The sequence below is a fragment of the Paenibacillus sp. GYB006 genome, assembly GCF_036577645.1.
In the GTDB taxonomy this organism is placed as follows: domain Bacteria; phylum Bacillota; class Bacilli; order Paenibacillales; family Paenibacillaceae; genus Paenibacillus.
The window spans coordinates 146,737-172,192 of record NZ_JARBDA010000001.1; the positions used below are offsets into that span (position 1 = coordinate 146,737).

Below are 25,456 nucleotides of genomic sequence, written 5' to 3' on the forward strand. Positions count from 1 at the left end.
ATAGAATCCCTGAATGTTAGAGATATGGAATGCAGCTCATTTTCATTAGAAAATAAAGAAGCCATTCGTTATTACTTCGTCGAACATATGGGATTTGATTTTTAACTACATATCTTAAATTTGTAATACTTTAATTAAAGGTAATTTAGAAGGCAGGGATAAATAATGAACCATTTAAAAGGAATTCACCACGTAACCGCAATTACGAGCAACGCTGAAAAAAATTATGAGTTTTTCACTTATGTCCTCGGTATGAGACTTGTGAAAAAAACGGTAAACCAAGATGATATTCAGACTTATCATTTGTTCTTTGCGGATGATAAAGGCAGTGCAGGTACGGATATGACATTTTTTGATTTTCCTGGTATTCCGAAAGGGACCCATGGTAATGATGAGATCTACAAATCTTCTTTCCGTGTTCCTACGGACAAAGCGATTGATTATTGGAAAGAGCGTTTTGATCGTCTAGGAGTAAGTCATTCTGGCATACAAGAGCTATTTGGGAAGAAAACATTGTCTTTTGTCGACTTTGATGATCAGCAATATCAATTGATCTCAGATGAGTTGAACAAAGGGGTTCCATCCGGAACGCCATGGCAAAAAGGTCCGATCCCACTAGAATATGCGATTACAGGCCTCGGTCCTATCTTTGTTCGCTTCTCTCAGTTTGATTATTTCAAAGAATTGATGGAGAGAGTGCTTTTGTTCAAAGAAATTGCACAGGAAGGAAATCTTCATTTGTTTGAAGGAGGAGAGGGCGGAAACGGAGCACAGGTTGTCGTTGAAGACAACACGGAACTCCCGCCAGCTCGTCAAGGTTACGGTACGGTTCACCATGCTGCATTCCGGGTTGAGAACCGAGCTGTACTTGATGAGTGGACATCTCGTATGGAAAGCTTCGGCTTTACTACTTCAGGTTATGTAGATCGTCACTTCTTTGAATCCTTGTATGCAAGAGTCACTCCGCAAATTTTGTTTGAGTTTGCAACAGATGGCCCTGGTTTTATGGGGGATGAACCTTATGAAACGCTGGGAGAGAAATTGTCTCTGCCGCCATTCTTGGAACCACATCGTGAGCAGATTGAGCAAGATGTTCGCCCGATCGACACGATGCGTAGCGATAAAGTTTTCAATAAGGAGTAATCTTTATTATTTCGGTCAAACTCGAAATGAGTTGATGAAATATTAAAGGTAACCTGCAAAATTCTATCGTTGGAGAATCGATATAAATTTTGCAGGTACCTGCAAAGAATTTGGTCAATCTCGAATAGAGTTGATAAAACTTTGCAGTAACCTTTATTATTTCGGTCAAACTCGAAATGAGCCGATGAAATAATAAAGGCACCTTTATTATTTTGGTCGATCTCTAACGAGCCGATGAAATAATAAAGGTATCCTTTGAAAAATATAAATACATTATATTCAATTAATAGGAGGAAATTTATTATGAATTTTTTTGAAGCAGTAGAAACACGCCGTTCCGTATATGCACTTAACAAAGAAGTAAAGGTGTCCGACGATCGTATTAAAGAAATCGTGGAGCATGCAGTAAAACACGTACCATCCGCATTCAACTCTCAAACCACTCGCGTTGTTGTTCTTTTCAAAGGCGAGCATGAAAAACTGTGGGACATGACAACAGAAGTACTGAAAGCAGTTATGGGCGATGCAGACTTCTCCGGAACACAGCAGAAAATGGATATGTTTAAAGGTGCTTATGGTACCGTATTGTTCTTTGAAGATCAAGCTGTTGTAGGCGGCTTACAAGAAGCATTCCCTGCTTATGCAGATAACTTCCCTATCTGGTCTGAACAAACAGCTGGTATGCACCAATTTGCAGTATGGACTGGTCTTGCTACAGAAGGAATCGGCGCTTCTCTGCAACACTATAACCCACTGGTTGACGAAAGAATTGCTAACGAGTGGAACGTTCCTGAATCTTGGAAACTTCGCGCTCAAATGCCGTTTGGTGGTATTGCACAACCAGCTGGCGACAAAGAATTCAAACCGCTGGATGAACGCATTAAATTCTTCGGTTAAGTTTCTGCCTAGTTCTCAGCCATTCCTTTATCTTCGGATGAAGGGATGGCTTTTTTATGTGTAAACATTACTACTGCATGTACTGTTCGTCCACTATTCTGCATACATAACCTTATATCTGAAAATGCAGAAAAGAGGAGAGTGGGAGAGGTGGAATGGAGTGTGATCTGGGAGCTTATTGACCCGCGTCTAGTTGGGGTAGTAGCCGCTTGCTGGGTCGTGGGATTTATTCTTAAATCAACCCCGGCTATACCGGATTGGACCATTGTATATGTCGTTGTTATTGTTGCTGTACTCCTTACGATCTGGATGCTGGGATGGTCGGCGGATTCAGTCGTGCAGGGGATTCTGGCCGGTTCTTTCTCCGTATATGGACATCAGGTGGTTAAACAGACGCGCAGTATTGGAAGAAAAAACTAGGGTCACGGACGGATGCCGAAGCGAGGTAAAATCATAAAAAACCGTAACCCAGCAGAGCAGGGTTACGGTTTTTTGTTGAAAAACTCTTTTATGAATAGAACAGATTATTTCAGATCTTCAATGGAGTCAATATCCATGTAAGCTGGAACAGTAAGTCCTGTTCTTGCACCTTCCATATTCACACCAACATCTTCGACTTTGTCAATGTAACGATCGTAGTATGCTGCGGAAGTGACAGGCATCCATGCTGCAAGGGTAGCATCCACATCGCCTGCTGCGACACCAGTCCACATAGGGCCCATTTCTACTTGAAGTGAAGTTACATTGTAACCTAGCTCATTCTCGAGGACATATTCCGCGAGATTTGTACTTGCGATTTCAGAGTCCCAAGATACATAGCTAAGTTTCAAAGTCTCACCATTCGAAGACCGAAGACCTTCTGTCCACTCAGCGACTTTGTCTTTATGAGCTTCCGCCCATTCTTTTGCTGCTTGCTGTGGATCTGCGCCGTCCTGAATAGCAATCATCATTTCAGCCATCTCTTCAGCCGTCCAGTTGAAGCGATCCAAGAACTCGTAGGCTGTCGGATGATCTTCTTTAAGTCCTTTACGGACAATCGTACGAATTTCTTCCGCTTCTCCATAGGATTTAAGTGGATCTTCAAGGAATTTCAGATCATATTTGTTGAACATCCAGTGTGGAGTCCAGCCCGTTATGATAATAGGGTCTTCATTCTTCAGTGCTTTCTCCAGCATCGCTGTCATCGCAGAGCTGGAACCTTCCACAAGTGTCCAATCTGTCAGATCATAATCTTCCAGTGCTTGTTTCGTAGAAGTCATGATACCAGCACCAGGGTCAATACCCACAATCTGATAATTTACTTCTTGGCCAACTGCGTTGCCAGCACCATCAGCAGCATTATTACCTACAAAATACTGAGAAAAACCAGCGATAAGTACAATAGCTGTAGCGGCCGAGATCATCCAGATCCGCTGCTTTGATGTAAAGCGGGTGCTTTTCTTCTTCCCTGGCTTACCTACCAGATTCTGCGAGAAACGGTCGAGCACAATCGCGAGTACAACAACGACGAGCCCTGCTTCAAATCCTTTACCAATCTGAAGTTGTCCAACTGCACGGTATACTTCAGCACCAATACCTTGTGCCCCAATCATTGACGCGATAACGACCATGGATAATGACAACATAATGGTTTGGTTAACACCACTCATTAGTGTTGGCATGGCTAGCGGAAGCTGTACTTTAAATAGCTTTTGAGCCGAAGTTGAACCAAAAGCGTCAGCCGCTTCGACAAGTTCCGTAGACACTTGGCGGATACCAAGATGCGTCATACGAATGGTTGGCGGGATTGAGAATATAACGGATGCAATAACACCCGGTACAACACCCAAACTAAAGAAAGTAACGGCTGGAAGCAGGTATACGAACGCAGGCATTGTCTGCATTAGATCGAGGATCGGAGTAACTACTCTTTCCACGCTGCGGCTATACGCCGACAGAATACCAAGGGGTACACCGATCACGACGGATACAATCCCTGACGTTACGACGAGTCCCAGTGTATCCATGGATTGCGTCCAGTAACCTAGGTTATAGATGAGCAGGAAGCCAATTACCGTGAATGCGGTAAGTTTCCATTTTCCAAGGAGATAAGCAAGTACACCAAAAATGATAATAAAAAGAAAAGGGTGGGGCAGCATAAACAGCCCCGAGAAAAATCCGACGACACTTTCGATAATAGTCGAAATGACGCCGAAGAATCCGGAGAGTGAGTCATTTAGCCAATTAACTGCGGCATCTGTCCACTCAGCTATGGGTAACTTCGGCATGAGATGGTTCCTCCTTCGTTGTAACTTCGCCGCCAAGGGCTCCGAGCAGTGCGCCTCTTACGATAACGCCTACGATTCTTCCATTGTCGCCTACTACGGCTACAGGAACTTTGGCAGAGCTTGTAATTTCAAACAGATCATTCATCATCGTTTCAGGCGGTACTTGAGGTCCGTCGGTAATGAGAATATCTTGTAATGTTTTTCCGTCTTTAAAGGCCCGAACAGCATCTTCCGCTGTTATAACACCGAGCAGTTTTTTAGTACGGTCGATGACAAACAGATTAGATATACCGCGTTCACGCATCAGCTCAAGTGCTACCCGAGGGCCGCGATCGAGTGTAATGGTCTCTGGTCGCAACATAACGTGAGAAGCAGTGAGTACTTTAGATAAGTCCACATCCTCGACGAAACGAGCAACAAATGAGTTAGCAGGCTGGATCATAATTTCTTCCGGTGTGCCAATTTGTTCAACAGAACCGTCTTTCATCAGCGCAATTCGGTCCCCAATACGAAGAGCTTCGTCCAGGTCATGCGTAATAAAGATAATCGTTTTTTGCATACGATCTTGCAGCTCTACCAGCTCATCTTGCATGTCACGGCGAATCAGTGGATCAAGTGCGCTAAAAGCTTCGTCCATAAGCAGTACTTCTGGATCGTTAGCAAGGGCACGTGCAAGACCTACACGCTGCTGCATCCCGCCGCTGAGTTCGCTTGGAAGTTTATCTTCCCAGCCTTTAAGCCCAACCAGCTCAAGAGCTTCTTTTGCTTTTTCTCTGCGTTTCGCTTTATCTACCTTTTGAATCTCCAAACCATATTCGACGTTATCGAGTACCGTGCGGTGAGGCAGAAGAGCAAAGCTTTGAAATACCATACTGATGGTTTCTCTGCGAACTTTGCGCAGCTGCTCTTTATTCATTTTACGAAGATCTTTCCCGTGAACGAGGATTTCTCCCGAAGTAGGTTCGATCAAGCGGTTCAGCATTCGTACAAGCGTGGATTTACCACTACCAGAGAGACCCATAATTACAAAGATTTCTCCCTGTTTGATTTCCATACTGACTTGATTTACGCCGACCGTAATATTTTTCTCTTTAGCCAAGCGCTTTTTATCCCAACCTTGTTCAAGAAGCTTAACACCCTCTTGAGCATTAGGACCAAACAGCTTACTTACATTTTTTACTTCTAGTATGGTCATGCTTATCTTTACACCCCTTTTTCTATAACGATATAAGCTTTATTTCACTTAATTTAAACATTTGCCTTTGCCATTGTAACAAATTGGCTCTATACTTTCAATTGTACATTCCGTATGTTTAGTTTGTACAGTAAAAACTGTACGAATTGAATTTTAGCAAAATAAGCATATTTTCTTGCCTATTCTTCCTTTATTGAGGAATTGCTACGTAGGAGGCATCTTTACTTTTGATATTGCTTTTCTTAAAATAGATCATGACATTTAACAAAAATTGTGATCAAAGTCATCGATTTAGCAATTTGATTTTTAGATTGTCCTTAATGTAATTCTTTTATGATTTGGTGATTTGGACCTGGGCCGTGAATATTTCAGTTATTCATTTGGACAGAACATTTTTATACAGTAGGATTAAGGGTAGAATGGGAGGTTACAAGCATGAGCTTGGACCAATTAAATGAAGAACAACAATTAAAGATAATGAATATTCGTAAGCGTGTCATTCAAACCGTGGGTAAAAATATGGAATTGTACGGACTCACTTCTTCTGCGGGCCATTTATATGGACTTCTCTTTTTCGCAAATCAACCCATGACGCTTGATGATATGGGAAGAGAAATGGAAATGAGTAAGACCAGTATGAGTACGAGTGTACGTAATCTTCTTGATCTTCAAATGGTGAATAAGGTATGGAGTAAGGGCTCTCGTAAGGATCAGTACGAAGTGGAGTATGACTGGCATCAGACCTTTATGGATTACTTCACCATTAAATGGAGACAAGCAGCAGAAAGTAATCTTCTTACGTTTAGAAAAGCAATCGAAGAACTGAATAGGCTTTTAAAAGAGCATCATGAAGATGAAAAACTTTACGAAATTCTTTCTAGAGATAAGAAAAAGATGGAAGAAGCCGTATCTTACTACAAGTGGCTGAACCGTTTAATCGATGCCATGGAATCAGAAGAAATTTTTCAGCTTGTTCCTAAAGAAGAATTGGATAAGTGAATGTAATCATGATAAGTCTCACTTTCTACCGCAGAAGGTTGAGGCTTTTTTTGTGTGGTTCATTCCAATTTGAATATTGTTTATCCAGCTTGTCAGGCCAGTCTGCATAAATCGAACAAGTCCCTCATAAACATGTATCAATCAGTTGAAAACAGTGTTAAAGGGGATGATGTCATGCGCCGGATATCATGGATAATTGCCATGGTACTGTGCTTTTCAGGTCTGCTTACGGCTTGTGGACCAAAGGATGCAGAGTCAGTAGTAAAAGATCTGAATGAGGTCGTAGGAGAGCTAGAAAGTTACAAAGGTTCGGGTGTAATGACACTTTATTCTGGAGAAACACCGCAGGAGTACAAAGTAGAAGTATCGCATCAAAAACCTTCTTATTATCGTATTGCATTAACGAACGCGAAGAAAAACATCACACAAATTGTGCTTCGTAATGATGATGGCGTATTTGTTCTAACACCGAGCCTGAATAAAAGTTTCCGGTTCCAAAGCAACTGGCCGGATGATCAGGGTCAAGTCTATTTATATGAGACCCTTGTCCGCAGTATTATTGGCGATAATGCCCGTCAATTCGCAGACGAAGAAGACAGTTATGTGTTTGACGTAGCTGCGAATTACAATACTCATTCGCTTGTTCGTCAGAAGATTTGGCTGGACAAAGAGAATTATTCACCAAAGCACGTTGCCGTATCGGATGCCAATGCTAACGTTGTCGTTGATGTGAAATTTGATACATTTGAATTTGGTACGAAGTTTGAAAAAGATTCATTTGATATGCAGAGGAACATGTCGGCTGGAAATGGAGAGACACAGGCTCCTGAAGCAGGCAGCACCCCTACGATTAATGAAGATGTGAATACACCAGAAGTATCTGCTCCACAAGAGCAGGATCCTGGAGTGGACGTTTCCGATCAGCCTGAATTAGGGCAGCCAGGTGACGAGGTCGGAGGAGAAGTAAGTCCGGATGATCATGCGACTACGGAAGAAGGAGCATCAAGTGATCTTGGAGACTTTGGCGTGATTGAACCTACTTATCTTCCGAACGGGGTAAACATGAAAGGCGAGCCGACCATTATGGAAACAGAAGATGATTATGCAGTCATGTTACGGTTCGAAGGAACATATAATTACACCATTATTGAAGCAAGACCTCAAGACAGAGCCTCTTCTTATGCTGCCACAACACCTGTAGATTTAGGCTTCACCATTGGTATGATGACCACAGAATTACCTCAGACATTAACATGGTTTGATGAAGGAATGGAATACCGTATTACAAGCGATAACTTACCTGTAGCAGAAATGGTACAAATCGCCGCTTCTATGCAGGACCAATCGGGTAAATAATAGGTGAGACAGGCGGATACCGAATATTTACGAAGTATTTCTTCGTAAATTACACGGCTGTTCGCCTCTTTTTTATCCGCAGATTGTAGGCAAAATGGGGTTTGGCGGCGAATATAACAGTAAATGTATTTTTCTATTCCTTAGAGTAATCAAATCCCTTAGTTATAGGGATTTGACAGTCGTGTTTCTCTCGCATACCATTAGTTTATTGTTAGGTAGGAATTAAAATCAGGGAAGGTGACTTAGGGTGGAAGGACAGTATCGCCCGACCCAAGCTGAAATTAACTTGGATCATTTAAGACATAATGTAAATGTATTTCGTGAGAATTTGCCAAAAGATGTGTTATTCAGTGCTTGTGTTAAGGCGAATGCTTACGGTCATGGTGCTGTAGAGACGTCGAAAGAACTCGAAAGGATAGGAGTAGACTATCTCAACGTTGCTTTTCTTGACGAAGCCCTAGAACTGCGTAATGCAGGGATAAAAACACCGATACTTATACTGGGATATACACCACCGGAAGGGATCGAGATTGCATATCAACACTATATTACGGTAACGGTATTTAGTGAGGAAGTGATCACAAGTATCGAAAACCTTGATCCTTCCGAAGACATACGCAAGCTGAAAGTGCATCTTAAGATTGACAGCGGGATGGGGCGTCTTGGAGTAATTACAGCAGAAGACGCAAAGCAGGCAGCAAGCCGCCTGTCATGTCTTTCCTATGTAGAACTCGAAGGGGCATATACCCATTTTGCCAAAGCGGATGAAGAAAATAAAGACTATACACTGATGCAATATCAACGGTTCATGGATGTGATTAGCGCGCTGCGGGATTCAGGTTACAAGATCCCGATCATACATACGGGTAACAGCGCTGCTGCTATTGATACTCCGTCTCTTTCGCTGAATATGGTGCGGGTAGGAATTAGCCTGTACGGTCTATATCCATCGGATGAAGTGGATAAGCAGAGCGTGCAATTACTCCCAGTGCTTTCACTAAAGACAAAGATTGTTTATGTAAAAAATGTTCCAGAACATTGGGGCATTAGTTACGGAACCAAGTATTATTCTTCAAATGAAGAAAGGATTGGAACCCTTCCAATCGGTTATGCAGATGGCTATTCCCGGATGCTAACCGGTAAAACAGACGTTCTAATACGCGGCCACCGCGTCCCGGTCGTTGGTACCATTTGTATGGATCAGTGTATGGTGTCTTTGCAAACGTTAACGGATAAAGAAGATATTAAAGCTGGTGAAGAGGTTGTTCTCATCGGTCAGCAAATGGGCAGTATCATTACTGCCGACGAGCTGGCATCGAAGATTGATACGATTAACTACGAAGTTCTGTGCATGATTGCAAATCGTGTCCCGCGTATTTATATCCGGGATGGAAAAGTCATCGCTCACGTTAACGCCCTGTTATCCTAAGTTTCGTGAAATTTCTGTGAAGAAAGAGGATATCGTCTAAAACCCGCGAATTGTGTAGATATTTATAAAAATGGATGATGTACGTATTCGTTCATTCCGTTTATAATGAGTAATGCATACTTGATATACGCGGGGCATATATATCCTCTTGTATAAATTTCCTGAAATAACGTTATACTGGTATACAGTGGCGTAGGTTTTGTGTGGGGGTGGAAGAGACTTGACCAATGTACAGAACACCAAACGGATTATGATCAGTTTGCCAGATCATCTTTTGCAGGAAGTTGATGGGATCGTAGCAATGGAAAATTCGAACCGCAGTGAATTTATTAGGCAGGCTATGAAGCTGTATTTGATGGAGCGCAAGAAGCGTTACATCAGAGAAACCATGCAGCGCGGCTACATGGAAATGGCCAAAATTAATTTGACCATGGCTTCCGAAGCCTTTCACGCGGAGGATGATGCAGACAGCACTCTGGGCCGCTTAGTGAGCGGGGTGTAAACATTGATCGTAAAACGCGGCGACGTATTTTTTGCGGATCTTTCACCCGTTGTTGGTTCCGAGCAAGGGGGAGTCAGACCGGTGCTTGTGATCCAGAATGATATCGGCAATCGTTTTAGCCCAACCTGCATCGTAGCTGCCATTACGGCACAGATTCAGAAGGCAAAATTGCCGACCCACGTAGAAATTGATGCCGAAGCGCATGGTTTTGACCGGGATTCTGTTGTTCTTCTGGAGCAGATACGGACCATTGATAAGCAGCGTCTTACAGATAAGATTACGCATCTGGATGACGAGACGATGAAGCTTGTTAATGAATCGTTACAGATCAGCCTAGGTTTAATTGATTTTTAGGTGAGCATAAGGAGCGAACAGTATTGCAGTACTGTTCGCTCTTTTTGCTATGTTCAGATATCTCATCTGTGTATCTTTTAACGTTTTTGTATTTATTTTAGATGAAGATGCAATCAGAAGACGAAGATAGTACATTGCATTTAAAATCAACCAATTCTATACTGTGAAGAGGGTTAACTATTTTTACATTTGATTTTTGAAAGCGCTATTAAAAAGACATGGGAGTGGATCACAACATGGCGATTTTTTATAACGAAGATAAACGTATTTTCCACCTGCAAACCAAGAGTGCTAGTTATGTATTTCAGGCATTGCCTACAGGTCATTTGACTCAAATATATTATGGTAAAAGATTACGCGATAACGATTTCGCATGGATTCATGTTCGTGAGGAGCGTTGTTCGTTCAGCCCGAATCCGGTCCCGGAAGACCGGACGATCTCTTTTGATACCTTGCCTCAGGAGTATCCGGTATATGGCACGAGCGATTTCCGCTCTCCGGCTTTTCAGCTTCGTCAGCCGAACGGTTCGACGGTAACTGAATTTTTGTACAAAGATCACCGAATTGTAAGCGGTAAACCTGCATTATCGGGACTGCCAGCGACGTATACGGAGCAGGATACCGAAGCGGATACCCTCATTGTGGAACTTGAAGATTCCGTAGCAGGAATCCAATTAGAGCTGACTTATACCGCATTTCATGAGTATGATGCGATCACACGCTCCGCACGAATTATCAATATAGGGGATGCTACAAACGAAATTGTACGTGCTTTAAGTGCAAGTATTGATTTCCCTCATGCGAACTACGAGTGGCTGCAGCTTTCAGGAGCTTGGATTAGAGAACGGAATATTGTCCGCAAACCGCTTACCTTTGGCAATCAAAGTGTAGAAAGTCGCAGAGGTTCCAGCAGTCATCAGCAAAATCCGTTTGCAGCGCTCTTAAGTCCGAATGCAACAGAAGATACAGGTGAAGTCTATGGATTCAGTCTTGTATACAGTGGTAATTTTATAGCACAAGCAGAAGTGGACCAGTTCCAAACGACACGTTTGTCCCTTGGTATTAATCCATTTGAATTTGGCTGGATTCTTGAGCCAGGCGAGGCTTTCCAGACACCGGAAGTAGTTATGGTTTACTCTGACAAAGGCCTTGGCAAAATGTCTCAAACGTATCACAAATTATACCGGGAGCGTCTGGCAAGAGGACAGTACCGCGATCAGGAACGTCCGATTCTCGTTAATAACTGGGAAGCAACTTATTTTAACTTTACCGCAGACAAAATTGAGAACATTGCTCGCGCAGGGAAAGAACTTGGTATTGAATTGTTCGTGCTTGATGATGGCTGGTTTGGACATCGGGATAGTGACAACTCTTCATTAGGGGATTGGTTTGTTGATAAAAATAAACTGCCTGAAGGGTTGGATAATCTGGTTCAGCGTGTAACGGAGTCCGGTATGCAGTTTGGCCTGTGGTTTGAACCGGAGATGGTATCACCAGATAGTGAGCTTTACCGTAATCATCCGGATTGGTGCTTGCATATTCCAAATCGTCGCCGTACAGAAGGTAGACAGCAGCTCGTTCTTGATATGTCCCGTAAAGATGTACAAGACGAAATCGTTCGTATGGTATCGGATATTTTGGCAAGTGCTCCGATCACGTACGTAAAATGGGATATGAATCGAAACATGACGGAAGTCGGTTCCGCTTTATTGCCGCCAGAAAGACAGAAAGAAACAGCTCACCGCTATATGCTCGGTTTGTATGATGTGATGGAGCGAATTACTTCGAAGTTCCCGCACATTTTGTTTGAAAGCTGTTCTGGTGGCGGAGGCAGATTTGACCCAGGAATGCTGTACTACATGCCGCAAACATGGACAAGCGATAATACCGATGCTGTATCACGTATGAAGATTCAATATGGTACAAGTCTTGTTTATCCGATTAGCTCCATGGGTTCTCATATTTCAGCAGTTCCAAACCATCAGGTTGGCCGGAATACCTCTCTTGAGACCCGTGGTCATGTGGCGATGTCCGGTAATTTTGGATACGAACTGGATCTGACGTTATTTGATGAGAACGATAAGAAAACAGTGCAGGAACAGGTTGCCTTATACAAAGAGATTCGTAAGACCGTACAATTCGGAGTATTCTATCGCCTATTGAACCCATTTGAAGGAAACGAAGCGGCATGGATGTTTGTCTCACCCGATGGTGAAGATGTGGTCGTATTCTACTTCCGTGTACTGTCCGAACCGAATGCTCCGCTGCAGCGTCTGAAGCTGAAAGGACTTGATCCTGAACGTGACTATGCAGCAGTAGATGGAGAAGGTGTATACAGCGGGGATGCCCTGATGTATGCCGGTATTTCCGTAGGAAATAAAGTGGGAGATTATCATAGCGAGATGTACCGTTTCAGACGCGTATAGTTCGTTTTTGTCATTGTTTTACAAGAAAGACTGCAAAAGCTGCCTTAGGGTACTGCTGCTGCAGTCTTTTTTTGCCGTAAATACAGTAAATTGGCGCTTCAAAAGTGGAAATTAAGCCGAAGTTCTGTGATAATAAGATACATCCCGCCTAAGCGGTGATATTATATAGGGACCCGAGAAATGCTGGATGGGACAGACAGATTTCGTGTACGATATACTTTTCCGGGGCGTATTCAAAAATAAATAGAAATCGAAGTGCAGGTATTATACCAGCAACTTCGAACTAACCTAAAAAATATGTGCTTTTTATTTAAAAATGTTTTTTATTAAAAAAAGAAAATTGGACGTCTCTTATTCTTTTGCGTGATGTTATAAATGCAGTGCTACAGAGCTAGCAGTAGCGGAGTAACAAATGAATTTCGAGAAGCGAAGCGTCCGCCTTTGTGATTGGAGTTGTACCACTGAGTTAATAGGATTAAAAACTCCAATCACAACAGCGGTCATGGAATCATTTGTGTACGTAGCGGCTATTTTCGTTAGCGCAGTTTGTCACTGCAGAGTGCACTTTGCATAAAGGCAGAAAGCAGCGGAGTAACAAATGAGTTCTAAGAAGCGAAGCGTCCGCCTTTGTGATTGGAGTTATACCACAGATTAATATGATTAAAAAAACTCCAATTACAACAGCGGTCATGGAATTCATTTGTGTACGTAGCGGCTAAATATGCGAGATGCGTTCATCATGCAGCGGAATAATGAGCGGGTAATCCATAGAAGAAAGAGGGATTTTTTTGTCAGAGCTATCCGCAGTTGAAGTAAACGATGAGAAACTGAAGAAAGAACAGGAAGAGCGTATTGTTAATCAAGTCGCTAAAGAACTTTCGCTCTCATTAAAGCAGGTAAGAACAACTGTATCCTTGTTAAACGAAGGGAATACCATTCCTTTTATCGCAAGGTACCGTAAAGAAATGACAGGTGAGCTGGACGAGAATGAGCTGCGTCTGATTGAAGAAAGAACGGTCTACCTTCGTAATCTGGAAGATCGCAAAGTGGAAGTCATTCGCATTATTGAAGAGCAGGGCAAACTGACGGAGGAACTAGCTAAATCAATCAAACAAGCAGTCAAACTTCAAGAAGTAGAAGATTTGTACCGTCCTTATCGTCAAAAACGTAAAACCCGTGCGAGTGTAGCGAAAGAAAAAGGGCTTGAGCCATTGTCCGAGTGGATCTGGAATCAGCCGAAACAAGGAAATGTAATGGAAGAAGCCGCTCGTTATGTGAACGAAGAGCTTGGAGTAGATAGTGCAGATACGGCACTGCAAGGAGCGAAGGATATTTTAGCTGAGAATATCGCTGATGATGCATCCATTCGTTCGTGGGTAAGAAGATATACACTGGATCACGGTATGCTGACTTCAGAAGCGAAGGATATCGATGTGGAATCCGTATATGAGAATTACTATGACTACCGTGAACTCGCTAAAAAAATGCCGCCGCATCGAATTCTTGCGATTAACCGTGGAGAACGTGAAGGCATACTGAAAGTGGGACTCGATGTTAATGCAGAACCGGTTCATAACTATATTGGCCGTCAGATACTAAAACCATCATCGGTTGTCAGTGACATCCTTGAAAATGTAATTATGGATGCTTATAAGCGTCTAATCGCTCCTTCTATTGAAAGAGAAGTTCGTACAGAGCTTACGGAAAAAGGCGAAGCACAGGCCATCTCTATCTTCTCTGGTAATCTGCGCAGCTTGCTTTTGCAACCGCCGATTCCGAATAAACGTGTACTTGGCGTCGATCCTGCTTACCGAACTGGCTGTAAACTTGCGGTTGTAGACGAAACAGGAAAACTGCTTGAGGTAGCTGTAACGTATCCGACACCGCCGAATAATAAGAAGCAGGAAGCATTAGCTAAGTTTAAAGAGCTGATCAGCAAATATGATATCGAATTGATTGTTATTGGAAACGGGACAGCTTCTCGTGAAACCGAGCAATTTGTAGCGGAAGTCATGCAGGAGATCGGAGATCCAAATCTTGCTTATTTGATCGTGAATGAGGCAGGAGCGAGTGTATACTCTGCTTCCAAAATTGCACAGGAAGAATTCCCTGATCTGGACGTAGCAGAGCGCAGTGCTGCTTCCATTGCCCGCCGGGTTCAAGATCCACTGGCTGAACTTGTGAAGATTGATCCAAAAGCCATTGGTGTAGGTCAATACCAACATGATGTATCTCAAAAACATCTGGAGGAAAGTCTGAAAGCCGTTGTAGAATCTGCCGTTAACCATGTTGGCGTTGATGTGAATACAGCTTCTCCTTCGCTGTTGTCTTATGTAGCGGGAATAAACTCCACGATTGCTAAAAACATTGTGAAATACCGTGAAGAGAACGGTAGATTTTCTTCTCGTAAAGAACTGCAAAAAGTACCGCGTCTAGGCGCGAAGACGTTTGAACAATGTGCTGGGTTTATGCGTATTTCAGAAGGTGATAACCCGCTGGATAAAACAGCGATTCACCCGGAATCTTATTCTGTAGTTGACCGGGTCTTTGCAGAACTCAAAGTGGACCTGGATAAACTGGGAACCGAAGAACTGACACGGATCTTGGAAGAACAAAGCGCACAAGAACTTGCTGACAGAGTAGAAGTCGGTCTGCCGACACTGCGCGATATTCTTGAGAACTTACAGCGTCCGGGTCGTGACCCGCGTGAAGAGTTGCCGCTTCCTATTTTCCGGACCGATGTACTGAAGATTGAAGATCTGGAACCGGGAATGGAACTGCAAGGTACCGTTCGTAATGTAATTGACTTCGGTGCTTTTGTAGATATTGGCGTGAAAAGTGATGGACTCGTTCATATCTCGCAGCTTAGCAACGGTTTTGTAAAGCATCCAATGGATGTGGTATCCGTAGGAGATAATGTAACGGTATGGGTGCTTAGTGTAGATTTGAAAAAGGGCCGCGTCGCTCTCACGATGAAGGACCCAAATCAAAACAATCAGTAATCATTCGTAAGGACAGCAAAAGCCGATGATGAGAATACACTTTCTGATTCACCGGCTGGCAGCTGTTTATAGATCAGGCTCATTAGCCATCCCATGATGAGCGCCTGGGCGATTACGATAGAAGAACCAGCATTCGTTCAGCAGCCGAATCTGCCTTCGATCTTTCTTATGGAAAGCACGCATGAGTTGGTTACTAAGCCATTGGGGCATAGGGAAGTCCCTCCTCCATAGGTTCATTTCTGTACGTTAGCATATGGGGAGAGAGCCCGAATTGTGCCAGTTCACATGAAAATAACCGTTCTACAAGGGATGTAGAACGGTTATTTGTGTGTTTTTTTATAGTGGATGATGTAGAGTAAGTTCTTCTTCTTCATACCATTGTTCGAGCTGTGCCTGAAGGGCACGAATCTCGGTTAGCAGGGCGATCAGTGGATAGTGTTCTTCTTTTACAGCTGCAAAGGATTTCTCTAGATCGTTAATATAGGCAAGACCTTGTGTAATCACATAGCGTTCTTCCAGCAAGTCCAGCTGATCACATTCAGCGATGGCTCTAGGAAGGGTAGGAACAATATCGGCGGTAAGCTTATCGATTTCTTTATTCAGCCGAAGATTCAGTGCGCTGAGCTGATAAGCATAATCGGAAGGCATTTCCACAAATTCTAACTGATCGGCGTGTTGCAGAATAACGTATCGCATTTTCGACATACGTGCATTTCTCCCCTTTAGTTCGGTCAATGGTTCCTTGACAGTGTATCCCAAGGTATACTTACAATCAAGTAGAAACAACGAAAGAAAGAGAGCTGAGCATATATGAATTCCATGACGAACGAAGAACTGCAGACATGGATTGAGCGCATCTCACTTGAAAGTTTTGGCGTTCCATTTCAGCATGAAGCATCGTTTAACAGCAGGCTAACCACGACGGGAGGCAGATACATGCTCCGCAGCCACCAGATCGAGATTAATCCTCATCAGCTTAAGGCTTACGGCAAAGAAGAAGTCGAGAAGATTATCAAGCATGAACTATGCCATTATCATCTACATATACGAGGGAGGGGCTATCGTCATCGCGACCCTGAATTTAAACAGCTTTTAGCAAAAGTAGGGGGAAGTCGTTTTTGTCAGTCCTTGCCGGACGGAAAAGGCCGGAGAACCCTGCCCTATAAATATAAACTCGTCTGCCAGAAGTGCGGGCAAACGTATCAGCGTAAGCGGAAGGTAGATGTTAGAAAGTATCGGTGCGGCAGATGCAGCGGTCCGCTTGTCATGTCGGAGATAGCCGCTCCCTAAGTTTCATAGATGAAGGAGAGTATTTCATTGCAACCTATTTTACGTGTAGAAAATATGAGGAAAAAGTACGCAGGTCTAGATCGACCTTGGTTATTTGAGCAGGTGACAACAAACGTTTACCCAAATGATCGAATTGCACTGATTGGTGTATCTGGTCAAGGAAAGAGCACTTTGCTCCGCATTCTATCGAGACTAGACAAGCATGACGATGGTGTCTTGGAGTACAGCGGCGTTTCATATGAACAAGTTGACCCGAGAGAGTGGAGGACACACATAGGTTATGTAGCGCAGCAGGCTGTGATGATTGAAGGAACAGTAGATGATAACCTCCGGCTTTATAGCTCACTGCATCAGAAAACATATGATGAGGAACTGGCTCATCTTTTGCTAGAGAAGGTGGGTCTGTTTACCCTGGATCTTACTCAAGATGCAAAAAGTTTGTCTGGTGGGGAGAAACAGCGTATTTCGCTTGTGCGATCTTTACTGATGCAACCTGAGGTTCTCCTTCTTGATGAGATTACGGCTTCGCTGGATCAAGGAAGTAAGAAAAGAGTAGAAGAACTTCTTCATGATTGGGCGGACACTCACCAAACTGCGATGATCTGGGTTACTCACGATCTGGAGCAAGCTAGGCAGGTTTCAAACCGGATATGGTTTATGGCCCAAGGAACATTACTTCATGACCAAGGTTCTACTGAATTTTTTGAATATCCGGCAGATGATGAGGTTGTCCGGTTTTTGAATGCAGCGGGGAAGGAAGGAACACATAAATGTCAATTGTAGCACTTAGTTTCACTCTGATCTTTGTCATGATTACAATGCTTGCTTCTGTATGGCAAAAGGTTGGTCTAGAAAAAGAAATTGCCATCGGAACCATTCGCTCTGCTATACAGCTTTTGCTTGTCGGATATGTTTTGCAGTATATTTTTAACACTAAAAATCCTTTGCTCCTGCTACTCATTATTTTGATTATGATCCTCGTGGCTTCTTATAATGCATCGAAACGAGCGAAGGGGATCACAGGGATTGTCTGGCGGATCTTTGTATCGATTGCACTCACGGAGCTGCTGATGATGGCACTCGTACTTGGTCTAGGGATTGTTGAAGTGTCTCCGCGTTACATTATTCCCATCAGCGGGATGACCATCGGGAATGCGATGGTGGTAGCTGGGTTATTCTTAAACCGAATGAAGGAAGAAGTGCATTCGTCAAGACCAGAGATTGAAACTTTGCTCGCGCTGGGGGCAACAGCCAAGCAGGCATTACAATCTCAATTGAAAAAAGCGGTAAAATCAAGTATGATTCCTACCATAGATAGTATGAAGACGGTAGGGATTGTTCAGCTTCCCGGTATGATGACCGGGATGATTATAGCTGGTGCAGACCCAGTAGAAGCGGTAAAGTATCAAATACTTATTGTGTTTGCTTTTACAAGTTCTGCGGCAATTACGGCGATTACGTTGTCGCTGCTGAGCTATAAATCGTGGTTTACAGCGGATTTAAGAGTCAAGGAAATTTGAAGCTTGACTCTTCTTTAAAGTTTTGATAAATTATATATAGTTAATGTTCCCTGATAGCTCAGTTGGTAGAGCACTCGACTGTTAATCGAGTTGTCACAGGTTCGAGCCCTGTTCGGGGAGCCATTCTTTGGAGAGATACCCAAGTGGCTATAAGGGGACCCTCTGCTAAGGGGTTAGACTGCGTAAGCGGTGCGAGGGTTCGAATCCCTCTCTCTCCGTTCGAAGAACAATAGAAAAGCCCGTGAGGGCTTTTTTTTGTTGTCTACATTCTGAAATTGAATATTAGTATTCGAGAGTTACATATTTGAATTCTAGAATTAAAGATCTATATTCTAGAATTCAAATATGGGTAATTTCGTGTTTTTTTAGAATGAGGCGATACGAAAAGAACTTTATAAAATAGACGTGAATTATAAAAAAACGTGAATTATAAAATAAGAGCGCATGGAATTCGGATTCCATGCGCTCTTTTTGTTACATCTACCGATTGTTCACCGGTAGGTTTTTTAATTTCCGTTCAATGGCGTAGGCGACGCCATGTTCTGTATTTTTTAAGGTAACTTCTTTAGCAAGTTCCTTGATCTTCGGATTTGCATTACCCATAGCAACAGAATGATGGGCCATGGATAACATCGACACATCGTTAAAGCTGTCCCCGATCGCCATTGTATCTTCCATAGATACTCCAAGACGGGATGCCAGTTTACTTAGCGCATTTCCTTTGGATGCTTCCGGATGTTCTACTTCAAAATTATGGTCTGCAGAAATGACCATGGCTACATTCTCGTCGTTTCGGAACTGAGCTCGGCCTTGCTCCAGTTTCTCGGGGTCAAATGAAAGAGAAAGGATATTGTAAATTTCGGCACTCTCCGGAATGTTACGGTAACTTGGAATACGCACGATTCCCGTTTGTTCATATTGTTTCTCTGCGAGCCTTAGTAAACGATCCATACTTTCTTCCGGGTTCGCACTAAGGGCCCGGTCAATCTCGATAGACATGAGTTGATGTCCCTGATTGGGAGAATAGATGGCTTGATCGGTGAGTACTTCATAATAAAATTCATTCGCTTCCAGCCATTCAAGTATGCTAAATGCGATTTTTCGATCCATAGGAATGGATTCGATTTTATTTTCATTTTCATCATGGGTGGTAGCTCCATTAGCCGCAATAACGGGTGTAACAAGTCCAGCCTTTTTACAGATGGCTCTTACATCAGCATGGGCCCTTCCTGTAGCGATAACTACATGGACCCCATTATTTTGGGCAAAACGGATCGCATCCGCATTCTCCGAACTAATCTGACTTTCGGTATTCAGCAGTGTTCCATCTAAATCAATCGCAATAAGTTTAATCATGATAATTCCTCCTGTTCTTCACTAGAATCCGGCACCAAAACTTCCACCTGATGTTGTTCAAAGAAATCCATCATGGTTGAGCTCGGAAGTTGGTCTGTGATAATGACATCAACTAGGGACCAGTCTGCAAATCGGTAGAAATAATTCCGGCCAAATTTGGAATGATCCGCAAGGACGATGACCATTTCGGCTTGTTCCATCATCTTACGTTTTACTTTTCCTTCCTCATCATCTGCACTAAGTCCGTCCGTAGTAATTCCGCCGACTCCAATAAATGATTTCTCAACATAATAATTAGATAAGGCTTCGATTACAGAAGCTCCGTATACATAGCGGTGTTCTTTATGCAGAATGCCACCCAGAAGTCGGATATGGACCGAGTCCTTTTCGGACAGCAAATCAGCTGAGTTGATGGAGTTCGTAATCACGGTGCAATGTTCGGCATGTAAAAATTCAGCACAGGCTTGAACCGTGGTAGAAGAGTCAAGAATGATACGGTCACCTTTGCGAACCAGAGCGGCAGCAAGTTTCCCGATCTTTTTCTTTTCGTCTGAGACAGTGACAAGTCGGTCTTTATAATTTTTGAACTCCTGAATCGGGGAGGGGAGAAGCGCGCCTCCGCGAGTACGGACAATAAGGTCTTGTTCTTCGAGCTTAATGAGATCACGTCTCGCTGTATCTCTAGATACATCGAACTGATGACAAATCTCTTCAATAGAAATTCGTCCTGCGTTAGCAAGGTGATCCATAATAAGTTTCATCCGTTCTTCCTGATACAATTTGGAAACCTCCTAACAATATGCATCAATATAAGTAATTTTAATGTTTCGTAAGTCAAATTGCAATATTTAAAACAAAACACCTTAATATAAAAGGCTGTTATGCCATTTTAATAAGGAAACATAAGTTTTTATTTTTCTGATAAAAAAATTTTAAAAAGGGGTTGTCATGGCTATTTATATTATGTTATACTCTATCTTGTCGCTGAAGAGCACAGAATGTTACTAAGGCCCGTTGGTCAAGGGGTTAAGACACCTCCCTTTCACGGAGGTAACAGGGGTTCGAATCCCCTACGGGTCACTTTTTCTCTTAATGATTTATGAAGAAACCAATACGTGTTATGGCATATAACATCATGGAACTTCTCATCAAGAGCCATTAGCTCAGTTGGTAGAGCACCTGACTTTTAATCAGGGTGTCGAAGGTTCGAGCCCTTCATGGCTCACCAGTTATAATCTTATATGCGGTCGTGGTGGAATGGCAGACACGCTACCTTGAGGGGGTAGTGGGTGTATACCCGTGGAGGTTCGAGTCCTCTCGACCGCATCATATCAAAGAAGAGCCTTGTGCATTAGCACAAGGCTCTTCTTTTTTTCTTTTCCCAGAAAGAGTGATCTGGGCGTAAAAATAGTAAAAGGACTGTTTCCGGAACCGATTGAGAATACGGGCCAAGAAAAGTCCTTTTGAGATTAGAAAGGAGAGTATTAAATTATAATGGAATCAATTTCATAACTGATTAAAGCGACGAAAGGTATTATGAAATTGATTCAATGGAATAAAGTTTATTCAAAATAATACATAAACCCAATTGCACCGACACCTGTATGTGTACTGATGATAGGTGAGGTATAACTGATCTCTACATCTTCATAACCAGTAAGCTCATGAATTAAATCTTTCAGCTGAGAAGCGAGTTTAAGGTTTTCGGCATGTGCGATTCCCACTTTGTGAATTGTTTTTCCTTTCACATCTTCAGCAAACTGCTTGGCCAGATATCTTGCGATCTGGGCTTGGCTTCTAAGATTTACGACGGGAGTATAGTTACCATCAATAAGAGAAGCAACAGGCTTGATATGCAGGAGAGAGCCGATCAGTGCTTTTCCTTTACCGATGCGTCCGCCTTTTACCAAGTTATCAAGTGTATCTACCGCGACAAACAGTTTCGTATTTTTCCTGACCTCTTCTACTTTACTTATGATTTCTTCAGTTGTTTTGCCTTGCTCCGCCATTATAGCGGCTTCGATTACTTGATAAGCGAGTGCTTTGGATGTAAATTCGGAATCGATGACAGTTACTTTGGCATCTGACATGTCGGCAGCCATTTGCGCTGAACGTACAGTGCCGCTCATGCCTCCGGTCATATGAATGGATATGATCTCGTATCCTTCTTCATGAAACCGGTTATATCTTTCTAAAAATTCGCCGGCAGCCGGCTGAGAACTCTTAGGCAGCTCATCGCTTTGGATCATTTTTTGAATGAATTCTTCAGGTGTAATATCTATTTGGTCAAGATAGGTTTCGTCTTTAATGGTAAAAGAAAGAGGTACCACTTCAATACCGTATCTTTGAATGACGGAAAGGTCGAGATCCAGTGTAGAGTCCGTCACAATTTTAATTTTACTCATTTGTTCACTCCTTCATAAATAGAGGCCATCATATCAAGAATAACGTATTTTTATCGTAATCACCAGTGACAGATATAACTATATAGAACGCCCACAGTAAGTACAAATATCGGACGGAGAACGCTCATGTTGTGTGTTATAATATGGAATTAAAACCTGGGTTATATGAGTTGCTAGTCTACAGATTGCTGGACTTTCAGATTAGTATGACTTCATGGAAGGCGGTCTTATATGCATTCGATTTACGAACGAATTGAGCATCTAATTATGGATAGAGGCATGACCAAAAAAGCGTTTTGTGAGGAATTAAAAATAAGCACAGGTAATTTAGGGGATTGGAAACGGGGGAAATCAACTCCGAGTACAACGAAACTAATTGAGATTGCTGCTTTTTTTGGGGTGAGTTTGGATTGGATCATGCTTGGCAAGCTTAATGAAGAGATTAGGGAGCAGAAAGCTGTCTATCATATGGATACTCATGATTTGAATGTAAACGTAGAGGGGTTAACTACGGAAGAGCAGGCATTCATCAGAGAGTATATCGCATTCACACAGTATCGCAAAAGAAAACAAGTGGATCTTTACGCCAGCAAATCTTCTGAGAAGGGTAACAGAAAATAACGGATTACATAAGGGTATTTAAAATAGCTATCACATAACAGACCATGATCTTATAGATCATGGTCTGTCTGATTTGTTTTTATATTTTTTAAGCAGCAGTGATTTCGTAGTTAACTTGCTTAGCGAATAGGTCTGGGAATGGAACGGGTTTCGTTCCATTAGGGAATGTAGCTTCTTTTTCGCAAACGACGAGTGATGTATCCTTTTCTTCTTCTGACCAGTGCACGTGAACTCAACCTTTCACCGTGTATTCTGTTTTTCATGTAAATTATACTCACATAATATTAGACAAATTGTCAATTCAGTTCTTTATTTTTGTTGTTATGCACCATATAACTAGGCATAGAATAAAAATATGTAAGGTATATTGACACTAAAGATTTCATCCCTCTATAATGTGAGATACCAAACATTGATGGAAAAACAGGAAATAAATGTTCGGTTTGGGCTAACTGATTAAAGGGGATGGGGTTCATGTTGATGCGAAAGTTCGGTAAATGGTTTCCTGTGGTGTTAACAGGTGTGATTATGTTATCTGGTTGTGTATCTGGAGGAGAAGGTCCGGCTAGGCAATCGTCTGCTGCGGAAGGCAGTGGTACGGTAAGTGCTTCAGATGGTGACACGATTAAAGTGGGCATTCTGCATTCTCTCAGCGGAACGATGTCTATTAGTGAAGTATCGGTTAAAGATTCGGAAATGCTGGCGATTGAAGAAATAAATAGGGCGGGCGGGGTGCTCGGAAAACAAATCGAACCCGTTATGGAAGATGGTGCTTCGGATTGGCCAACTTTTGCAGAAAAAGCTGGGAAACTTCTGCAGCAAGATCAAGTGGCTGCGGTGTTTGGCGGCTGGACATCGGCAAGTCGAAAAGCCATGCTGCCTGTTTTTGAACAAAATAATGGACTGTTATTCTATCCCGTACAATACGAAGGACTTGAATCCTCCCCGAACATTTTCTATACCGGAGCTACAACCAATCAACAGATTGTTCCATCTGTAAGCTGGCTGCTTGAGAATCGTGGCAAAAAATTCTTCCTGCTGGGTTCGGATTACGTCTTCCCTAAAACAGCGAACAAAGTCATTCAGGCACAGCTTGAGGCAGAAGGGGGAGAAGTGGTCGGAGAAGAATATACTCCCCTTGGTCATACGGATTACAGCACAATTATCAACAAGATCAAAGCCGCAAAACCAGATGTTGTTTATAACACGCTGAATGGAGATAGCAACGTTGCCTTCTTCAAACAACTAAAAGACGCAGGGATCACATCAGAGGATCTAACGACCTTGTCTGTCAGTGTAGCGGAAGAAGAGATTCGCGGTATTGGTGCGGATGTACTCGCAGGTCATTTAGCAGCTTGGAACTATTACCAAACAACGGACACACCGGAGAACACTAAATTTACGGCTGCTTATAAAGCGAAATATGGAGCTGACCGGGTGACTGCTGATCCTATTGAAGCCGGATATACTGCCGTTTATTTATGGAAAGCAGCAGTTGAAAAAGCAGGATCTGTTGATGTGGCTAAAGTGAAAGAAGCAGCTAAAGGTATTGAGTTTAATGCGCCAAGCGGCAAAGTGACCATTGATGGAGAGAACCAGCATATATACAAAACGGTACGTATAGGCGAAGTTCAGTCCAATGGACAGTTCAAAGAACTCTGGAACTCGGGTGAGCCTGTGAAGCCTGATCCGTATCTGGAAACCTATGAATGGGGAAAATCACTTGGCGCTAAATAACTTGTTTCTACTATAGATAGATTGGAAGGGAGGCGGCATAATCGATGGATATGTTTTTGCTGCAAGCTTTTAATGGCTTGAGTGTAAGTTCCATTCTGCTTCTGATTGCACTCGGCCTCGCCGTAACCTTTGGACTGATGAACATTATCAATATGGCGCATGGCGAGATGATTATGGTCGGTGCTTATGCCACTTATGTAACACAAAATTTATTTGTCTCCTACATGCCCTCTTCTTGGTTTAATACGTACTATCTTGTCGCGCTTCCTGCTGCATTCCTTCTTGCGGCGGGGGTCGGCTGGATGCTTGAAGTGCTTCTTATCCGCCACTTATACGGAAGACCCTTGGATAGTTTGCTTGCAACCTGGGGAGTAGGAATGATTCTGCAACAACTGGCAAGGACGATTTTTGGTGCCCCGAATGTCGGGGTGACCAGTCCTTCCTGGCTTAAAGGAGGAGTGGCGGTTACGGAAGGGATCACGCTTCCTTACACACGTTTGTTCATTATTCTGCTGGTCGCTGTCGTGCTCTTCAGCATGTATATCTATATTTATAAAACAGCAGCAGGACGCCGGATGCGTGCTGTTATGCAGAATCGAAATATGGCAGGCTGTCTTGGAATCTCTACTCGGCGCGTTGATGGACTTACCTTTGCTATTGGTTCCGGTATTGCGGGAGTGGCAGGATGCGCACTTACTTTGCTTGGCCCCATCGGACCATCGATTGGAACCTATTACATCGTAGATGCATTCATGGTTGTTGTTCTAGGCGGTGTAGGGAAATTGATCGGTACCGTGACGGGGGCCCTTGGAATAGGGGTCTTCAATACCTTATTCGAGACGTACACAGGTGCATCCATCGGTAAAGTGCTTGTATTTGCATGCATCGTTGCTTTCCTTCAATGGAAACCGAGAGGGCTCGTGGCACTACGTTCACGGAGTTTAGACTAGAGGGGGA

At 43.0% G+C, this 25,456-nt stretch carries 24 protein-coding genes and 5 tRNA genes; 21 read left to right on the plus strand and 8 right to left on the minus strand.

What is annotated here, in order from left to right:
• Positions 1–165 precede the first annotated feature (165 nt).
• From PV403_RS00665 to PV403_RS00675, 3 genes are all read left to right on the plus strand, one after another.
• Positions 166–1,143: a ring-cleaving dioxygenase gene (locus tag PV403_RS00665; protein WP_213532940.1), complete on the plus strand. Its 978-nt coding sequence runs from the start codon at positions 166–168 to the stop codon at positions 1,141–1,143.
• A gap of 303 nt (positions 1,144–1,446) precedes the next feature.
• Entirely contained in the window at positions 1,447–2,040 is a 594-nt protein-coding gene (locus PV403_RS00670; protein ID WP_213532941.1) for a nitroreductase family protein, read from the plus strand.
• Positions 2,041–2,190: 150 nt separating this feature from the next.
• The gene (locus tag PV403_RS00675; protein WP_213532942.1) at positions 2,191–2,460 is read left to right on the plus strand and encodes a phage holin family protein; all 270 of its coding nucleotides are present in this window, start codon (positions 2,191–2,193) and stop codon (positions 2,458–2,460) included.
• Between the two features lie 104 nt (positions 2,461–2,564).
• Here PV403_RS00675 and PV403_RS00680 read toward each other — a convergent pair whose 3' ends face one another.
• Entirely contained in the window at positions 2,565–4,307 is a 1,743-nt protein-coding gene (locus PV403_RS00680; RefSeq protein WP_332083294.1) for a glycine betaine ABC transporter substrate-binding protein, read from the minus strand.
• A complete protein-coding gene (locus PV403_RS00685) occupies positions 4,285–5,502 on the minus strand; it encodes a quaternary amine ABC transporter ATP-binding protein (RefSeq protein ID WP_213532944.1) in 1,218 nt (405 codons plus the stop codon). Before PV403_RS00685 ends, PV403_RS00680 begins: the two co-directional genes overlap by 23 nt.
• Before the next feature lie 435 nt (positions 5,503–5,937).
• On the opposite strand from PV403_RS00685, the gene PV403_RS00690 reads away from it, so the two are divergent.
• The 7 genes from PV403_RS00690 (at position 5,938) to PV403_RS00720 (ending at position 15,570) form a co-directional block, all read left to right on the plus strand.
• On the plus strand, positions 5,938–6,501 hold the full coding sequence (locus PV403_RS00690; RefSeq protein ID WP_213532945.1) for a GbsR/MarR family transcriptional regulator: 564 nt from the start codon (positions 5,938–5,940) through the stop codon (positions 6,499–6,501).
• Positions 6,502–6,675: 174 nt separating this feature from the next.
• The gene (locus PV403_RS00695; RefSeq protein WP_213532956.1) at positions 6,676–7,857 is read left to right on the plus strand and encodes a LolA family protein; all 1,182 of its coding nucleotides are present in this window, start codon (positions 6,676–6,678) and stop codon (positions 7,855–7,857) included.
• 247 nt (positions 7,858–8,104) lie between these two features.
• Positions 8,105–9,286 (plus strand): alanine racemase, encoded by a 1,182-nt coding sequence (gene alr, locus PV403_RS00700; protein WP_332083295.1) that lies wholly within the window; start codon positions 8,105–8,107, stop codon positions 9,284–9,286.
• 220 nt (positions 9,287–9,506) lie between these two features.
• On the plus strand, positions 9,507–9,788 hold the full coding sequence (locus tag PV403_RS00705; protein ID WP_160032285.1) for a CopG family ribbon-helix-helix protein: 282 nt from the start codon (positions 9,507–9,509) through the stop codon (positions 9,786–9,788).
• Between the two features lie 3 nt (positions 9,789–9,791).
• Positions 9,792–10,142: a type II toxin-antitoxin system PemK/MazF family toxin gene (locus PV403_RS00710; protein WP_160032284.1), complete on the plus strand. Its 351-nt coding sequence runs from the start codon at positions 9,792–9,794 to the stop codon at positions 10,140–10,142.
• A 236-nt stretch (positions 10,143–10,378) separates the two neighbouring features.
• Positions 10,379–12,568: an alpha-galactosidase gene (locus PV403_RS00715; RefSeq protein ID WP_332083296.1), complete on the plus strand. Its 2,190-nt coding sequence runs from the start codon at positions 10,379–10,381 to the stop codon at positions 12,566–12,568.
• A gap of 788 nt (positions 12,569–13,356) precedes the next feature.
• Positions 13,357–15,570 (plus strand): Tex family protein, encoded by a 2,214-nt coding sequence (locus PV403_RS00720; protein WP_332083297.1) that lies wholly within the window; start codon positions 13,357–13,359, stop codon positions 15,568–15,570.
• A 66-nt stretch (positions 15,571–15,636) separates the two neighbouring features.
• On the opposite strand, the gene cmpA is transcribed toward PV403_RS00720, so the two are convergent.
• Together cmpA and PV403_RS00730 are read right to left on the minus strand one after the other, a co-directional pair.
• On the minus strand, positions 15,637–15,780 hold the full coding sequence (cmpA, locus tag PV403_RS00725) for a cortex morphogenetic protein CmpA (RefSeq protein WP_191797197.1): 144 nt from the start codon (positions 15,778–15,780) through the stop codon (positions 15,637–15,639).
• A gap of 126 nt (positions 15,781–15,906) precedes the next feature.
• Positions 15,907–16,275 carry a hydrolase/acyltransferase gene (locus tag PV403_RS00730; protein ID WP_213533527.1) on the minus strand — a complete coding sequence of 123 codons (369 nt, stop codon included), beginning with the start codon at positions 16,273–16,275 and terminating at the stop codon, positions 15,907–15,909.
• 114 nt (positions 16,276–16,389) lie between these two features.
• On the opposite strand from PV403_RS00730, the gene PV403_RS00735 reads away from it, so the two are divergent.
• From PV403_RS00735 to PV403_RS00755, 5 genes are all read left to right on the plus strand, one after another.
• On the plus strand, positions 16,390–16,860 hold the full coding sequence (locus tag PV403_RS00735) for a SprT family protein (RefSeq protein WP_332083773.1): 471 nt from the start codon (positions 16,390–16,392) through the stop codon (positions 16,858–16,860).
• Between the two features lie 27 nt (positions 16,861–16,887).
• Positions 16,888–17,643 carry an ABC transporter ATP-binding protein gene (locus PV403_RS00740; RefSeq protein ID WP_332083298.1) on the plus strand — a complete coding sequence of 252 codons (756 nt, stop codon included), beginning with the start codon at positions 16,888–16,890 and terminating at the stop codon, positions 17,641–17,643.
• Positions 17,631–18,380, plus strand: a complete 750-nt coding sequence (locus PV403_RS00745) for an ABC transporter permease (RefSeq protein ID WP_213533521.1) — start codon at positions 17,631–17,633, stop codon at positions 18,378–18,380. Before PV403_RS00740 ends, PV403_RS00745 begins: the two co-directional genes overlap by 13 nt.
• A 47-nt stretch (positions 18,381–18,427) precedes the next feature.
• Positions 18,428–18,503, plus strand: a tRNA-Asn gene (locus PV403_RS00750).
• A gap of 6 nt (positions 18,504–18,509) precedes the next feature.
• Positions 18,510–18,598: transfer RNA gene (locus PV403_RS00755), tRNA-Ser, on the plus strand.
• A 262-nt stretch (positions 18,599–18,860) separates the two neighbouring features.
• On the opposite strand, the gene PV403_RS00760 is transcribed toward PV403_RS00755, so the two are convergent.
• Both PV403_RS00760 and PV403_RS00765 read right to left on the minus strand, forming a co-directional pair.
• The gene (locus PV403_RS00760; RefSeq protein ID WP_332083774.1) at positions 18,861–19,733 is read right to left on the minus strand and encodes a Cof-type HAD-IIB family hydrolase; all 873 of its coding nucleotides are present in this window, start codon (positions 19,731–19,733) and stop codon (positions 18,861–18,863) included.
• Positions 19,733–20,515 carry a DeoR/GlpR family DNA-binding transcription regulator gene (locus PV403_RS00765; protein ID WP_213533519.1) on the minus strand — a complete coding sequence of 261 codons (783 nt, stop codon included), beginning with the start codon at positions 20,513–20,515 and terminating at the stop codon, positions 19,733–19,735. The genes PV403_RS00760 and PV403_RS00765 overlap by 1 nt, the downstream gene beginning before the upstream one ends.
• Positions 20,516–20,744: 229 nt before the next feature.
• Here PV403_RS00765 and PV403_RS00770 point away from each other — a divergent pair.
• The 3 genes from PV403_RS00770 (at position 20,745) to PV403_RS00780 (ending at position 21,062) form a co-directional block, all read left to right on the plus strand.
• Positions 20,745–20,816, plus strand: a tRNA-Glu gene (locus tag PV403_RS00770).
• A gap of 72 nt (positions 20,817–20,888) precedes the next feature.
• A tRNA-Lys gene (locus tag PV403_RS00775) sits at positions 20,889–20,964 on the plus strand.
• 15 nt (positions 20,965–20,979) lie between these two features.
• A tRNA-Leu gene (locus PV403_RS00780) sits at positions 20,980–21,062 on the plus strand.
• A gap of 236 nt (positions 21,063–21,298) precedes the next feature.
• Here the strand turns inward: PV403_RS00780 and PV403_RS00785 are convergent.
• Positions 21,299–22,141, minus strand: coding sequence for a DegV family protein (locus tag PV403_RS00785; RefSeq protein WP_332083299.1), 843 nt, complete (start codon positions 22,139–22,141; stop codon positions 21,299–21,301).
• Positions 22,142–22,372: 231 nt separating this feature from the next.
• Here PV403_RS00785 and PV403_RS00790 point away from each other — a divergent pair, with 231 nt between their 5' ends.
• Positions 22,373–22,762 (plus strand): helix-turn-helix domain-containing protein, encoded by a 390-nt coding sequence (locus tag PV403_RS00790; RefSeq protein ID WP_332083300.1) that lies wholly within the window; start codon positions 22,373–22,375, stop codon positions 22,760–22,762.
• A gap of 88 nt (positions 22,763–22,850) precedes the next feature.
• Here PV403_RS00790 and PV403_RS00795 read toward each other — a convergent pair whose 3' ends face one another.
• Positions 22,851–22,988 (minus strand): hypothetical protein, encoded by a 138-nt coding sequence (locus PV403_RS00795; RefSeq protein ID WP_332083301.1) that lies wholly within the window; start codon positions 22,986–22,988, stop codon positions 22,851–22,853.
• Positions 22,989–23,236: 248 nt separating this feature from the next.
• Between PV403_RS00795 and urtA the strand changes: the two genes are divergently transcribed.
• Together urtA and urtB are read left to right on the plus strand one after the other, a co-directional pair.
• The gene (gene urtA, locus PV403_RS00800) at positions 23,237–24,499 is read left to right on the plus strand and encodes an urea ABC transporter substrate-binding protein (protein ID WP_442951725.1); all 1,263 of its coding nucleotides are present in this window, start codon (positions 23,237–23,239) and stop codon (positions 24,497–24,499) included.
• Positions 24,500–24,543: 44 nt separating this feature from the next.
• A complete protein-coding gene (gene urtB / locus PV403_RS00805; RefSeq protein ID WP_213533512.1) occupies positions 24,544–25,449 on the plus strand; it encodes an urea ABC transporter permease subunit UrtB in 906 nt (301 codons plus the stop codon).
• The last annotated feature ends 7 nt before the right edge of the window (positions 25,450–25,456 follow it).